Origin of the sequence: Pannonibacter sp. SL95, assembly GCF_026672425.1 — a bacterium.
GTDB lineage: Bacteria > Pseudomonadota > Alphaproteobacteria > Rhizobiales > Stappiaceae > Pannonibacter.
Genome location: NZ_JAPPRC010000003.1, coordinates 663,193 through 677,387, shown reverse-complemented (window position 1 = coordinate 677,387; position 14,195 = coordinate 663,193). Strand labels below are relative to the sequence as shown.

The 14,195-nt window shown below is 65.0% G+C and carries 11 protein-coding genes and 1 riboswitch; of the genes, 8 read left to right on the top strand and 3 right to left on the bottom strand.

Features of this window, described 5'->3' with window-relative positions:
• Positions 1 to 38: 38 nt before the first annotated feature.
• Complete coding sequence (locus tag OVA12_RS03630; protein ID WP_268134576.1) at positions 39 to 1,868, bottom strand: methyl-accepting chemotaxis protein; 1,830 nt, start codon at positions 1,866 to 1,868, stop codon at positions 39 to 41.
• 136 nt (positions 1,869 to 2,004) lie between these two features.
• On the bottom strand, positions 2,005 to 3,537 hold the full coding sequence (gene murJ / locus OVA12_RS03625; RefSeq protein WP_268134574.1) for a murein biosynthesis integral membrane protein MurJ: 1,533 nt from the start codon (positions 3,535 to 3,537) through the stop codon (positions 2,005 to 2,007).
• Positions 3,538 to 3,710: 173 nt separating this feature from the next.
• Positions 3,711 to 3,926: riboswitch (cobalamin riboswitch) on the top strand.
• A 126-nt stretch (positions 3,927 to 4,052) separates the two neighbouring features.
• On the opposite strand from murJ, the gene OVA12_RS03620 reads away from it, so the two are divergent.
• From OVA12_RS03620 to OVA12_RS03585, 8 genes are all read left to right on the top strand, one after another.
• Positions 4,053 to 6,041, top strand: a complete 1,989-nt coding sequence (locus OVA12_RS03620; protein ID WP_268134572.1) for a TonB-dependent receptor plug domain-containing protein — start codon at positions 4,053 to 4,055, stop codon at positions 6,039 to 6,041.
• Between the two features lie 11 nt (positions 6,042 to 6,052).
• Positions 6,053 to 6,685, top strand: coding sequence for a DUF7676 family protein (locus OVA12_RS03615; protein WP_268134570.1), 633 nt, complete (start codon positions 6,053 to 6,055; stop codon positions 6,683 to 6,685).
• Positions 6,682 to 7,590, top strand: a complete 909-nt coding sequence (locus tag OVA12_RS03610; protein ID WP_268134568.1) for an ABC transporter substrate-binding protein — start codon at positions 6,682 to 6,684, stop codon at positions 7,588 to 7,590. The genes OVA12_RS03615 and OVA12_RS03610 overlap by 4 nt, the downstream gene beginning before the upstream one ends.
• A complete protein-coding gene (locus OVA12_RS03605) occupies positions 7,587 to 8,594 on the top strand; it encodes a FecCD family ABC transporter permease (protein ID WP_268134566.1) in 1,008 nt (335 codons plus the stop codon). Before OVA12_RS03610 ends, OVA12_RS03605 begins: the two co-directional genes overlap by 4 nt.
• Entirely contained in the window at positions 8,591 to 9,457 is an 867-nt protein-coding gene (locus OVA12_RS03600) for an ABC transporter ATP-binding protein (protein ID WP_268134564.1), read from the top strand. Before OVA12_RS03605 ends, OVA12_RS03600 begins: the two co-directional genes overlap by 4 nt.
• 63 nt (positions 9,458 to 9,520) lie before the next feature.
• Complete coding sequence (locus OVA12_RS03595) at positions 9,521 to 10,450, top strand: transketolase (protein ID WP_106754360.1); 930 nt, start codon at positions 9,521 to 9,523, stop codon at positions 10,448 to 10,450.
• A gap of 1 nt (position 10,451) precedes the next feature.
• Positions 10,452 to 11,453: a transketolase family protein gene (locus tag OVA12_RS03590; protein WP_268134560.1), complete on the top strand. Its 1,002-nt coding sequence runs from the start codon at positions 10,452 to 10,454 to the stop codon at positions 11,451 to 11,453.
• Complete coding sequence (locus OVA12_RS03585) at positions 11,453 to 12,580, top strand: RuBisCO large subunit C-terminal-like domain-containing protein (RefSeq protein ID WP_268134558.1); 1,128 nt, start codon at positions 11,453 to 11,455, stop codon at positions 12,578 to 12,580. Before OVA12_RS03590 ends, OVA12_RS03585 begins: the two co-directional genes overlap by 1 nt.
• 564 nt (positions 12,581 to 13,144) lie before the next feature.
• On the opposite strand, the gene OVA12_RS03580 is transcribed toward OVA12_RS03585, so the two are convergent.
• The gene (locus tag OVA12_RS03580; protein ID WP_268134556.1) at positions 13,145 to 14,182 is read right to left on the bottom strand and encodes a substrate-binding domain-containing protein; all 1,038 of its coding nucleotides are present in this window, start codon (positions 14,180 to 14,182) and stop codon (positions 13,145 to 13,147) included.
• Between the last annotated feature and the right edge of the window lie 13 nt (positions 14,183 to 14,195).

Here is a 14,195-nt window from a genome sequence, read left to right as displayed (position 1 = left end):
AATGGTCTGTGTTGGACGATCCAGCCAGACCGACCCGATCAGACCTTTTCGGCGACGAACTTCAGACCGCCAGCGGTGCCGTTCGACCAGACGGCAACGCCCTCGCAGCCGCAGCCATCGTGTTCGAGCCTCAGCTTCGCGCCGACATCCGTCGGACGAATGCCGTCAACCTTGGCACCGCCCTTGGACATGTCTTCGATGACCGCATTGCGCGTACCGTCGGGACCAGTCAGGCGTGCGTGGCGGGCCATCTTTTCCCGCTCATGCTTGCGCCGTTCATTGGCACCACGGTCTTGCTGAAGGCTCTGCGACAGCTCGTCGAGCAGCTGAAGCACCTGATGGCTGGCATCGTTCAGGTCGTTCAGGGCTGCCAGCGCATCGCCCGGGCGGTTGGCCGCATGATGCTGAAGTGCCCGTTTGGCGGCTTCATGCACGCGCTTGTGCGGGTCAACCAGTCGCGCGTAGGCGGACGCCGTCTTGACTGCGGGAATGTCGACCGTGTCATACCACTTGCCGAGGCGGCAGGCGTGATGGTCCGGCACCTGATCCGATTTCCAGTCCGTCCTGCCCATAAGAGCATCCACCACCCGCTTCTTGAACAGGGTGTGATCAATCTTGGCCATTTCGCAAAGGGCGCGCGGCGAGGCCGCAGAGAACCACCCGGTCGCAGCCTCCGAGAAGCGGTCATTGCTGTCCTGCAGGCGTGCGGCCATCTTCAGCAACAGTTTCTCATTGTCGCGCGCCAGATCCGCACCAACGGTGACCAGATTGCCAATCTCCTCGGTTGCCTGTTTCTGCTGGCCGAGAACCGAGGCAATCTCGTCCATACGGTTGGACACCGTACCGACGGCATGGGAGATTTCCGTGACCGAAGCCGCAACATCCTCGATTGCCGAGATGCCGCTTTCGACGGCCAGCTCGGAGCGGGTCATCGCTTCGCCCATGCCGATGATCACGCTGCGCATTTCGGCGATCCGTCTGCCGATGCCTTCGGTCGCCGACCCCGTCTGATTGGCCAGCGCCTTCACCTCGCTGGCAACGACCGCAAAGCCCTTTCCCGCCTCTCCGGCCCGCGCTGCTTCGATCGTCGCGTTCAGCGCCAGCAGATTGGTCTGCTTCGAGATCGCGTCAATGACATTGAGTACTTCCGCGATCTGATCGAAAGCGGACGCCAATTCTGACGACCGCAGTTTGGTTTCAGTCGTGGCCTCCGTCACCGCAATGTTGGTCTTGCGCAGGTTGCTGACAGCTTTCAGCGCCTGATCCGAAGAGCGCCGCGTGTTGTTGGCATCCGCAAGCGCCTCATTGCTCGAACGGGCGATTTCTTCAACACTGGCTACGAGTTCGGCCACGGCGGAGGCGATCGTCTGGGCACCCTCGGTTGAGACATGCGTGTTGCGCGCAAGATAGGCAATCTCGATCGCGACCTCGTTCACGTCCGCGACAGTCCGGGCCATGTTGCGCAGGTTCGAAATATCGGACTCGGCCGCGAGTTCGGTGGCCTGTTCCTTCAACGAGCGAGCCGCAAGCGCACGGTGAACGGTCGCAATAGCGGCGGCATAGCGATGTGCGAAGTCGACATAATGGCTGCTGCCGCGACCCAGCACGGACTTGCGGCTGAGCCGGGCAAAGCCCTGGCTCATCTCGGCGTCCAGCGCATCCAGCAGCACGCTGGCCGGGATGCCGTTGTCGAGGGCCGATGTCACGCAGTCGTCCGTGGCGCTGTTGAACAGTTTTTCGACACACGTGGCGAGCTGCTGCTTCTGCTGCTGCGTGAGCACATTGGCCGCGCTGCCGCCGGAGCGCTCCGCCGTGTTTGTCACCGGTGAGGACGCGGCACCTTGCCTGGACGCATTGAGTACTGACACCGACATCTCCAACGCCGCAACACATAGATTGCATCGAATTTACGCTGGAGAGGTGAGCAACCTGTAAACGACTTTCGCGTTCTCGAAAGTTGACAGCTACGTCAGAGGCCATCCGTTGAGTGTACCACCCCAGTTGTCATCCACGCTTTGTGCTTCGCAGCAGGATGGTTCCTGCAGCAAAGACAAGGAAATAGGCTCCGAACGAAAGGACTGCGGCAATCAGCAGCCAGGCCAGACCCTGCGCCAACACCGGCAGAAGCGAGAGGAACGGAAGCATCGGGGCAACAAGCAGATCGATCTGCCAGAGAACCACTCCCATGGAGCCGGCCGCGAGCGGCACGAAAACCATATCAGCCAGCGCGAAGGGGCTGACGTAACCCCGCTTCCGGCACAGCACGTAGAGCGTGACCGCATAGATCCAGACACCGGCGGACGTGCCCATGGCAAGGCCGGCCGCGCCGTGGTCGGCGCTGAGCAGCGCTTTAAGCGCCACGTTGACGACGGTGGCCCCGGCCAGCGCCTTCAAGGGCGTGGTCATGTCGCCACGCCCGTTGAACGCCGCGACCAGCGTGCGGATGGCAAGGGCCGCCGGCAAGGCGACCGCATAGGCCGCAAGCACGGCGGCAGAGCCCGCCGTCGCCGCCGCGTCGAACGCGCCGCGCTGGAACAGCACACGGATCGCGTCCTCGCCCAAAAACGCCATGGCAAAGGCAATGGGCAGACCGATGATCAGGCAGATCCGCAAGCCCCGGTCCATCACCCGGCGCGCCTTGTCTTCGGCGCCGACACCGGCATCCCGTCCGATTTCTGGCAGGATCGCCGTGCCGAGCGCGATGCCGATGACCCCGAGCGGCAGCTGATACAGCCGATCGGCATAGGCCAGATGCGCCAGCGCGCCGGTCGGCAGGAAGCTGGCAAGGATCGTGTCGGCAAAGACGGCAACCTGTACCACGCCGGCCGTCAACAAAGCGGGTCCGAGCCGCTTGAAGAACAGCGCCACCTCGCCGTCGCGGCGCGGCAGCGGCAGGGAGAAGCCGAGGCCGGCGCGGGCGACAGCCGCGGTCAGCAAGATCACCTGCAGGATCCCGCCGGCCAGCGTGCCCCAGGCCGCAGCATGGGCCGCATCGGGGAACCACTGCACCGAGAAGAAGGCCGCGATCATCGAGAGGTTGAGCAGAACAGGCGCGGCGGCAGCGGCGGCAAACTTGCGCTCGGCATTGAGCACGCCGGACATCAGCGTGACGACGGACATGCACAGAAGATAGGGGAAAGTGATGCGGGTGAGGTCGATGGCAAGGTCGCGGACGCTGCCGTCGCCCTGGCCGAGCCCCGGCGCCAGCAGGAACACCAGCCAGCTGGTGGCGATGAGCGCCAGCGCCAGAAGGACAAGGTTTACCAGCATCAGCCAGGAGAGCATCTGCGAGCGGAAGGCCCGCGCGCGCCCCTCCCCGTCCCGCTCCAGCGTCGCGGCATAGGTCGGTACGAACGCGGCGTTGAAGGCGCCTTCCGCGACGATGGCGCGGAAATGGTTCGGCAGGCGGAAGGCGATCAGGAAGGCATCCGCCAGCGGCCCGGCACCAAGCACGCTGGCCATGACCAGATCGCGCAAGAAGCCGAACAGCCGGCTGACCAGCGTCCAGCCCCCGATGACACTCAGCCGCCGCAACATGACCCAGTCCCCAATCGACCCATTCGCAATGGCCGTGAGGCTTAGGCCCCTCGAACAAAAATCGCCAGCGGTTTCTTGGGCGCCCGTCGGGAGACCCGGCTCGTCAGACGATCCGTCCTGCTTTGGGTGGAAGAGCGGATGCGCAACCTTGACAGGCGGCGCAAGCGACCCGCAAGCTGCACAGCGAACGTGGTTCCGTCGGAGGACGGATGAAAGGGGAACACGGTGAGGCGTACCCATCAGGGACCGAAACCGTGGCTGCCCCCGCAACTGTGAACGGAGAGTGTGCGTCCACTCATGCCACTGGGAGGCCAAAGGCCAGATCCCGGGAAGGCGGACGCACACAGTGACCCGTGAGCCAGGAGACCTGCCGCGCTCAGTCACCCGGCCTTCGATACGGGGTGTGTCGAGGCGCGGTTTCCCGTTGAGGTGACACCCAAACCTTGCCGTCCTTTGGGCGGACGCTGAGCCGCGTCCGTTTGCCAGGCGGTGCGTCGTCCTATGCTGGCGCGGGCATGGCCCGCCGCCAAACGCGGGTGTTTGTCATGAAGAACCGGTTCACCACCGGCATTGCCTTGCCGTGCCTTCTGGCCGGCGGGCTCGTCCCTGCCCTTTCCCTCACCGCCGCCACGTCTGCCGCCGCAGAGCCGGAACAGCTTGAAGCCATCATCATCAGCGCCGGCCGCACGCCTCTCGAAGCGGAGAAGGTCGGACGCGCCACGACCGTGATCACGGGCGCGAGCCTCGAAAAATCGCAGGTTCGCTATGTCGCCGATGCGTTGCGGCAGGTGCCGGGCGTTGCCGTCTCGCGGACGGGGTCTTTCGGCGGCCTCACGCAGATCCGCCTGCGCGGATCGGAAGCCAACCATGTGCTGGTCCTGATCGACGGCGTCGAGGTGGCCTCGTCGTCGTCCGGGGAATATGACTTCGGCGGGCTTCAGGTCTCTGACATCGACCGGATCGAGGTCCTGCGCGGGCCGCAGGGCGCACTCTATGGTTCGAATGCCGCCTCCGGCGTGATTCACGTCATCACCAAAGGAGGCCTGCGCAACGGCTACCGCGTCACCGGACGCAGCGAGGTGGGGACCGACAAGACAGTCCTCACCGACCTGCTGGTTCAGGGCGGCAATGACCGCATCGACGGGGCCTTCTCGGCGACGCTGCGGCGAACCGATGGCTTCAACATCTCCGACTATGGCAAGGAGAAGGACGGCGACCGTAACGTCACATTGAACGGCAAGGTGCGGGCCGACCTGACCGAAACGCTGGTGCTTGACGCCAACCTGCGCTTCGTCAACCGCAAGTCAGACACCGACGACCAGGATTTCGCCTATCCGGACCGGCCGACGCAGGGCCAGGTGATCGACACCACAAGCCACAACAAGACACGCGAGGTCTATGGCGGCGCGGGGCTCACATGGTCCCTGTTCGAGGATCTGTTCGTGCAGCGGGCCAGGGTCGAGTACACCGATCTTCGTCGCCGCGGCTTCAACTCGAATAACCGCAACGGCAACGACGACAACCGCCTCCACCTCAGCTATCAGGGCACGCTCGCCTTCCAGACCGAGAGCTTCCTGCAGGCAGCCCACAGCCTCACCGGCGCCGTCGAGTGGGAGCGCGAGACCTACCGGAATGCCTATCCGGGCAGCCCCGATCAGGGCCGGAGGCAGCAGCGTGACCTGGCAGGCTATGTCGGTGAGTACCGGCTGGAGCTTCTGGAGCGGATCTTCCTGTCCGGTGCGCTGCGCTATGACCGCAACGAAAAATTCAAGGACACCCTCACCTACAACGCCTCTGCCGCCTACCTGCACCAGGAGACCGGAACCCGGCTGCACGCTTCAATCGGCACAGGTGTGACCAATCCGACATTCTTCGAGCAGTTCGGCTTCCAGCCCTCGCGCTTTGTCGGCAATCCGAACCTGACACCGGAAGAAAACTTCGGCTGGGACATTGGCGTGGAGCAGAAGCTTCTCGACGAGCGGCTGACCGTCGACGTGACTTACTTCCGCGAACGTCTTGAGGATGAGATCCAGACGCGCTTCCTGCCAGGCTTCGCCTCGAGCCCGTTCAACCTGCAGGGCACCAGCAAGCGCCAGGGCGTCGAAGTGTCAGCCACCGCTCAGATCCTCGACAGCCTGACCGCCCGCGCGTCCTACACCTATCTCGATGCCCGTGAGCCGAACGGCCAGAAGGAAGTCCGCCGGCCGATGCACAGCGGGGCAGCGGGACTGCAGTACACATTCCTCGACGGCCGCGCCTCTGCCTTCGTTGACGCTGTCTACAACGGACAACAGATGGACAGCGAGTGGGTGAACGTCACACCCCGCAGCCGCGTGAAACTTGACGACTATCTGCTCGTCAATCTCGGCGCCGACTACAAGCTCAATGATAACTTCACGCTCTACGGCCGGGTCGAGAATGCCTTCGACCAGACCTACGAGGAGGTCTACGGCTACAACACCCAGGGCGCGACCGCTTTCGTCGGCATCAAGGGCACCTTCTGAGGAGATCGCGCATGACCATGACTGCAGACTCAAGCCCGCAGGCCGCCGTCCTTTCGCTCCCCGTTGCCGGCCCTGCACCGACAGACGTTCGCAGGGACGCGGAAGGCAAGATCAGCCGCGAGATCTGGGACATTCCGGCAACGCAGGAGGTTCTCGAACCCCTGCTGCGCGAGATTTTCGAGGAACACTGGCAGGGCATCCGGTTTGGCCCGATCATCGAAGGGGCGGCCTATGAATGGAAGTGCCCCGGCGCTCCGGTGAAGATCAGCCTGTTCGACGCCTACCTGACGGTGATGTTCGCCAATGGCGGGCATTTTCACCTGTGCATCGGCGAAAACATGGGCTCGCCGAAGTTTCCGACGCCAGAGGAGAAGCGGCGGCACCGCAAGCCGTCGCGCGCGTCGTTCTTCCGCAGCTTCGGACGCGATGGCAAGCCGGTGAGCTGGGGCTTCGAGATGGTCAATGGCGCAGGTGAACCGATGATCTCGGTGTTCCTGCCCAATCCTTTCATCGAGGACAACGACAGCCTGTCGGAAACCCCGGACTTCTCGCGTCTCGCGACCTGGCGTGCGCTGTCGGCCCACTGGCTGGGCCGTCCGGAAGAGGCCCTCGACGCAGAAGGCAAGGGGTTCCGCCAGTCATGAACCGTCCGGGCCGCCTGACGGTTGCGGTCCTGGCGCTGCTGATGCCCTTCGCATCAGCAGCGGCCATGGCCGAAGCCCCTCCTGGCCCGATCCCGCAGGGTCAGGAGGGGCAGCGGGTTGTCTCGATGAACCTGTGTACCGACCAGCTGGCGCTGCTGATCGCGAGGCCCGGCCAGCTCGTGTCCGTGTCACGCCTGGCGGCGCGCGCGGACATGGCAGTGGTCAGCGACCTTGTCACGCCCGAAATGGCGATCAACCACGGGCTGGCGGAGGAGATCATCCGACTTGAGCCGGATCTGGTTCTGGCTGGCATCTACACGACCCGGGCAACCGTGCAGCTCCTGAAGCGGCTGGGGACCCGGGTCGAGGAATTCACGCCCGAGGCAAGTTTCGACGATCTCAAGGCCAACATCCGCCGCATGGCGGACCTGCTTGGCAACAGGGCAAGGGGCGAAGCGCTGGTCGCGGCCTTCGAGACAGAGCTGGCAAAGACGCCGTCGCGGTGGACCGCGGGTGAGGCTCCCGTTGTTGGGTCCTACGCCACCAACACCTACACCGCCGGCGCCGGAACCCTGGAAAACCAGATCGTGCGCGCAGCGGGCCTCCGCCATCTTGGGGAAGAAATGGGCATCAGCGGATCACGGCGCGTGCCGCTGGAGCGGCTGCTTCTGTCGGATCCGGACTACGTGATGATCTCGCCGCGCTTCGTGAACAACCCCTCCCGGGCGGCCGAGATCCTGCGCCATCCCGCCCTCGACCTGCGCTTCCCCGACGAACGGCGGATCGCGGCGGACGTGCGCTACTCGATCTGCGGTGCCCCCTTCACCGCCGAGGCGGTCACCCGGCTGCGGCAGGCTGTCGAGCGGACCGAAATGAAGCCCGAGGAAAGCAGCGCCAGACCATGACCAATCATTTTTCACGCCATCCGGCGCAACTGGCGTGGCTGCTGGCGCTTTTGTGTTTCGGCCTGTTCGGCCTCTCGCTGGCTCTCGGAGAAGTCTGGCTCAATCCGCTCGGGCTGCTGATGCCTGCCGGTTCGGATACGCAATCGGTCGACGCCGTCATCCTGCGCGAGATCCGCCTGCCGCGCGCCGTTCTGGCGGCGGCCATCGGCGCGGTTCTGGGGCTAGCCGGAGCGGTGCTGCAGGGTCTTTTACGCAACCCGCTGGCCGAACCGGGGCTCATCGGCGTATCGGCGACTGCCTCGCTCGGCGCTGTCATCGCCATCTACAGCGGTGCCTCGGCGCTGTTCGGCCTCGCCCTTCCCCTCAGCGCCCTCGCCGGAGCGTTGGCCGCCGTCGTGCTGCTGCAACTCCTGGCGGGCCGGTCCGGCGACCGTCTGGTGCTGATCCTCGCCGGTGTCGCTATTTCGTCACTCGCCGGTGCCCTCACATCGCTGGTGCTCAACCTGTCCGACAACCCCTTTGCCGCGATGGAGATCGTGTTCTGGCTGATGGGGTCGCTGACGGACCGCAGTCTGCTGCATGTCGGACTGGCCCTGCCTTTCATTGTAGTCGGCGTGGCGCTGCTCCTGTCCTGCCAGCGCGGGCTGGAAGCGCTGTCCCTTGGCGACGACGTGGCGGCAAGCCTTGGCATCAGTCTCGGCGGCCTTCGGCGCCGGGCGATTCTGGGGACAGCCATCGGCGTCGGTGCCGCGACAGCGGTGAGTGGTGCGATCGGCTTCGTCGGCCTGATCGTGCCGCACCTGCTGCGTCCACTTGTCGATTACCGGCCGGGACGATTGCTTTGGGCAAGCGCCCTCGGCGGGGCCGCCTTCCTGCTGGCCGCAGACTGTGTGGCGCGTGTGATCCTGCCGGACAGGGACCTGAAGCTCGGCGTCATCACGGCGACGCTCGGAGCTCCCTTTTTCCTCTGGCTGCTGGTCCGCCTCAGAAAGGATGCCGAATGAACAGCCACGCCCTCCCCGGACTCCTGGTCCAGAACCTGACTTTGAAGCGCGGGGACAAGACAGTCGTCGAGAACGTCAGCTTTACCCTGTCCCGCCCGGAACTGGTCGGTCTCATCGGACCGAATGGTGCGGGCAAGTCGAGCCTTCTCAAGGCCCTAGCCGGGCTTGGCCAACGCGGCAGCGACATCCGGTGGCAAGGGCGGCCATTGGCGCAGATGACGTCCGCCGAACGCGGGCGCACACTGGCCTTCCTGCCGCAAGAGCGCAGCGTTGTCTGGCCACTGCGCTGCCGCGACGTTGTCGCGCTCGGCCGCATGCCGCATCAGGCCGAAGGGCTTGGCTTCATTCGTCCGGCACCGTCCTTCGAGGACCTCAGAAGTGTCGAAGACGCCATGCGCCGGATGGACGTTCAGGCCTTCGCCGACCGGCCCTTCGACCGCCTGTCTGGCGGCGAACAGGCGCGTGTCCTGATTGCGCGACTGCTGGCGCAGGATCCCCGCCTGATCCTTGCCGATGAGCCTTGCAACGGCCTCGATCCGGAGCATCAGCTCGCCCTGATGCAGTGCTTCCGTGACCTGGTCGCCGAGGGCGTGACAGTCGTCGTGTCGCTGCATGACCTGACACTGGCCAGCGCCTGGTGCGACCGTCTCCTGTTGCTCGACACGGGAAAACTCGTTGCCGATGGAACCCCGGCGGCGGTGCTGACTTCGGATCGAATGGCCGCGACCTACAACATCCGCATCGGACATCTGCAGAGCGATCACCGCCAGTTGGTCGTGCCGATCGCGCGGCTCTGGCAGCCGGAGGGTGGAACCGCAAGCCCAGCCGACGACGCCACTTCATCAAAAGTCAATTGCATTTGACAATTGTGCCATTCGCCCGTCATAACCTCAGGGAACCAACTTCCAGAGGGGACGGAGACGGCTGTGAAGAACGTCAAGACGACCGAGGAGATCGCGCTCGGCATCCGCAGGCGGGTGTTCGAGCATTGCATGCGCAACAATGGCGGCTACCTGAGCCAGGCTTGCTCTGCAGCTGAACAGCTCGCCTTTCTCTACAACGAGGCGCTGAAGCTGGGCGATCCGACCCTGCCGATGATCCCGCCCCCGTTCGGCGGCGTCCCTTCGGCAGAGAACACGACCTACGTGACGGGCGCTGGCTACAACGGTCCGTTCGAGCCGCAGTATGACCGGCTGTTCATCGCCCCGGCGCATTACGCGCTGGTTGCCTATGCCACGCTGATCGAGGTCGGCCGCATGGCCCCCGAAGGCCTCGAGATGTTCAACCAGGATGGTTCTTCGGTCGAGATGATCGGCGCCGAGCACAGCCCCGGCATGGAGGTGCACAACGGAACGCTGGGCATCGGCCTGTCGACCGGTGCGGGCCTTGCCTGGGGCCGCAAGCGCCGCGGTGAAAGCGGCGAGGTCTGCGTGTTCATGTCGGACGGCGAAGTGCAGGAAGGCCAGACCTGGGAAGCCGTGCAGGCGGCCGCGCACCATGGCATCGACAATGTCTGGGCGATCATGGACGTCAACCGGCAGCAGTGCGACGGCGCGATGGACAGCGTCATGACCGTCGGCGACATCGCCACCAAGCTGCGCAACTTCGGCGCGGTCGTCGCCGAGATCGACGCCCATGACCTCACCGCCATGCGCCAGGCCAAGGCGACCCCGCATGAAGGCCAGCCGCTGATTATCCTGGCCAACTCCTCGCCCACCAAGGGCATGGAGTTCCTGATGCGCCGCTTCCCGCGCCTGCACTATGTCCGCTTCAAGTCGGACGCCGAGCGCGCGGAGATGAACATCGCGATTGCTGCCGAACTGGGCATCGAGCCGATCAAGCTGGGGGAACACTGAGATGGAAATGGTCAACCGCCCCTACGCGGCCGCCTTCGAGAGCTACGCGGTCAAGAACCCGGAAGTGCTGTGCCTTTCCGCCGACCTGACCTCGAGCTGCGAGATCGACGGCTTCCGTGACCGGCATCCCGAGCAGTTCCTGTCCATGGGCATGGCCGAGCAGAACATGCTGTCCTTCGCCGGTGGCCTTGGCCTCGCCGGCTTCCGGCCGTTCATCCATACGTTCGGCGTGTTTCTCTACCGCCGTCCCTATGACCAGCTGATGGCCTCCATCGCCTATCCGCGCCGCAAGGTGCGCCTGATGGGCTTCCTGCCGGGCATCACCACGCCGGGCGGCATGACGCACCAGGCCATCGAGGACATCTCGGTGATGCGCACCATCCCGAACATGACGGTGCTTGAAACCGGCGATGCCACGGAAGTGGAAGGCATCGTCGAGGCCGCCGACAGCATTGACGGTCCGGTCTATGCCCGCGTGCTGCGCGGCTCGGTGCCACGCCTGTTCAAGGACCCGATGAAGGTCGGCGAGCTGCGTGTCCTGTCGGAAGGCAGCGACGTGCTGGTGATCACCGCCGGCATCACCACGGAAGAGGCGATGCGCGCCGGTGGGGCCCTCGCCAAGGTCGGCGTCTCCGTCCGCCACCTGCATCTCAACACGCTGAAACCGTTCGACGCCAAGGCGATCCTCGATCACGCCGCCAGCGTGCGGTTTGGCGTCATCACGCTGGAAAACCACCTGATTGCCGGCGGCATCGGGTCGATGACGGCGGAAGCCATGGCAGAGGCGGGGATGGGCCGCCGCCTGATCCGGCTGGGTCTCAAGGACACCTACGCCCATGGCGGCTCCAAGCCCTATCTGATGCGCTACTACGGTCTCGACGCCATGGCCCTGGTCAAGGCCATCGAGGATCTGACCGGCCAGCAGACAGGCATCGACGAGGACGCCCTCGACAGCGTGCGCGTCGACGCCGTGCATTCCGCCGTGAAGGCCGAGGCGCTCTGATGCGGTTTGCCGTTACCTACCGCATCTTCGCCGCAAGCGAGGCCGAGGCGCGCCAGCGCGCCGAGGCCATCGCGCTTGAGCAGACCGTGGAAGTTCCCCGCGATGTGGTGCCGGAAGGCTATATCGCCGACGAGATCCTCGGCCAGATCGAGGAGATCGGCCGCGAAAGTGAGGTCACGTTCCGGGCCGTCATCAGCTACAGCCCGGACAGCGCCGGTTTCGAGATCGCCCAGTTCTTCAACGTGATCTTCGGCAATTCCTCCATCCAGCGCGGGCTGAAGGTGATCGACATTGCCCTCGGCGCAACGATGCAGGCCCGCCATCCCGGGCCGCGCTTCGGCATCGAGGGCATCCGCCGGCTGGCGGGACGGCCGAAGGGCGGTCTGATTGCACCCGTGCTGAAGCCGCAGGGGCTCGGGGCCGACGCGCTGGCCCGCATCGCCTATCTCTGCGCCAAGGGCGGGGCCGATATCGTCAAGGAAGACCACGGGATCATGGACCAGCCGATGGCCCCCTTCCGCGAGCGCGTCGAGAAGACCGCCGCCGCCCTTGCCAGGGCTCAGGAGGAGACAGGCCGCAAGGCGCTCTATTTCCCCTCGCTGGCCGGCGAGCCGCAGGAGCTTGACGCCAACATCCGCTTTGCCCGGGACGCTGGCGCCGATGGCATCCTGATCATGCCGGGCCTGCTCGGCTTCGGCATCGCCGCCCGGATCGCCGCCGACGAGCGGCTGGCTATGCCGATCATGACGCATCCGAGTTTCCTTGGACCGTATGTCCTCTCGCCCGACACCGGCTTCACCCACGCCATGATGTTCGGCACGCTGCAGCGCATTGCGGGCTCGGATATTTCCGTGTTCCCGAATGTCGGCGGCCGCTTCGGCTTCACCGTGGCCGAATGCCAGTCGATCGCCGATGCCTGCCGCTCCCCATCCGGCCCCGGCCAGGCGATGCTGCCGAGCCCCGGCGGCGGCATGAGCGTGGAACGGGCCGGTGAAATGGCCAGGATGTACGGAAGCGACGTGGTCTATCTCCTCGGCGGCAGCCTCCTGCGCCTTGGCGACGACATCGGCAACGGCATCACCGCCATGCGCCAGGCGCTGGACGAGGTCGAGCGGGAACACGGTTGAAGCCAAGCAGCCTGCTGCAATACTCAGAAGCCGGGGTGGGTGACCGCTCCGGCTTTCGTGTATTTGGGGAGGTCGCTGGTCCCGGCTCGCGCCGTCATTCCGGACAAGGTGAGCGAAGCGAACCGCCGATCCGGAATCCAGCGCATCTGTGCGAGCGTGAGCGAGCTCCAAAAAGCAATTGAACAATACCCGGGTGCAGGGGCGCTTTGTCGCGCTGCGCGCGGCTGATTTCTGGATCCCGGCTCGGCGCTTCGCTAACGCTCAGCTGGGCCGGGATGACGGCGGTGCGAGGGCAGCAAAAAGCCGGAGCAGTTGCCCGCTCCGGCTTCAGACTGCTGACAAACCTCGACCTCTCCGACGTCATCCCGGCCAAGCGAAGCGCAGAGCCGGGACCGGAGAGTCGAGGCCTCTATATTTCAATCAGCTAACCCAGAAGAGACCTAGGCTCTCCGGTCCCGGATCTCCGCTTCGCTGCGTTTGGGATGACGATAGAGGGTTTGTCATCAACCTCAAGCCGGAGCGGTCACCCGCTCCGGCTTTTCCTTTGGTCTACCCGCGCAAAACTCAGCGCTTCGGCAGGGGCATCCAGGCCGGAACGGCGACGTCGGCATGGGCGAAGGCGGGCAGCTTTGCGCCCAGTTCTTCCATGTTCTTGATGTCGAGCTCGTTCAGCATCTTCTGGGTGATCAGGGTCGGCGGCACGATGACGCTGCGGCCCGGATCTTCACCGGCGAGAAGCTGTGCGAGCGCACGGACGGAGACCTCCCCCACGACGGCCGGGTTGGTGGCGGCAGTGGCCTTCCAGGCAGAGCCCGCCTCGCGCATGGCGGCGATGTCCGAGGTGGACACGTCCGCCGAGTAGATCGACACCTGACCGGACATGCCGGCTTCATCGACGGCGATCTTCACGCCCTTGGCGAATTCGTCGTAAGGGGCGAAGACAACGTTGATGCCCGGGTTGGCCGACAGCACCGAACGGGCCTGATTGGCGACCGAGTTGGCAATCGGGTTGTCGAGCGTGCCGAATTCGGCGACCTGCTTGATGCCCGGGTTTGCCGCCTTGACGGCCTTCCAGGTCTCGTCGCGGCGGTCGAGCGGGGCGATGCCCGGGACATAGACGTAGCCTGCGGTCCAGGTCGTGCCGTTGTCGGCCACGGCCTGCTCCAGAGCAAGACGGGCAAGGTCACGGTCGGACTGCTCGATCTGCGGGATCTTCGGGTTCTCGACGTTCACGTCAAAGGCGACGACCTTGATGCCGGCATCGACTGCGCGCTGTGCAGCGGCCTGCATGGATTCCGTCAGGCCGTGCTGGATGATGATGCCGTCGACTCCGAGGGCAATCGCCTGATCGACCATGTCGGCCTGCAGCGCGGCATCCTGGCGGCTGTCCAAGACGCGCAGGTCAACGCCAAGCGCGGCAGCCTGCTTCTCGACGCCGGACAGATAGGCCTGGAAGAAGTCGCCGGTGGACAGATAGCGCACCAGCGCGATCTTGACCTCGGCCGGCTTGTCGAAGGGCTTCGGCATCTCGGCGGCAAAGGCGAGACCCGGGACCATCGCCACCGTGGCGGCAAGGGCCGTGAAGAGACGTCTGGTAATCATGATTCCTCCCGTT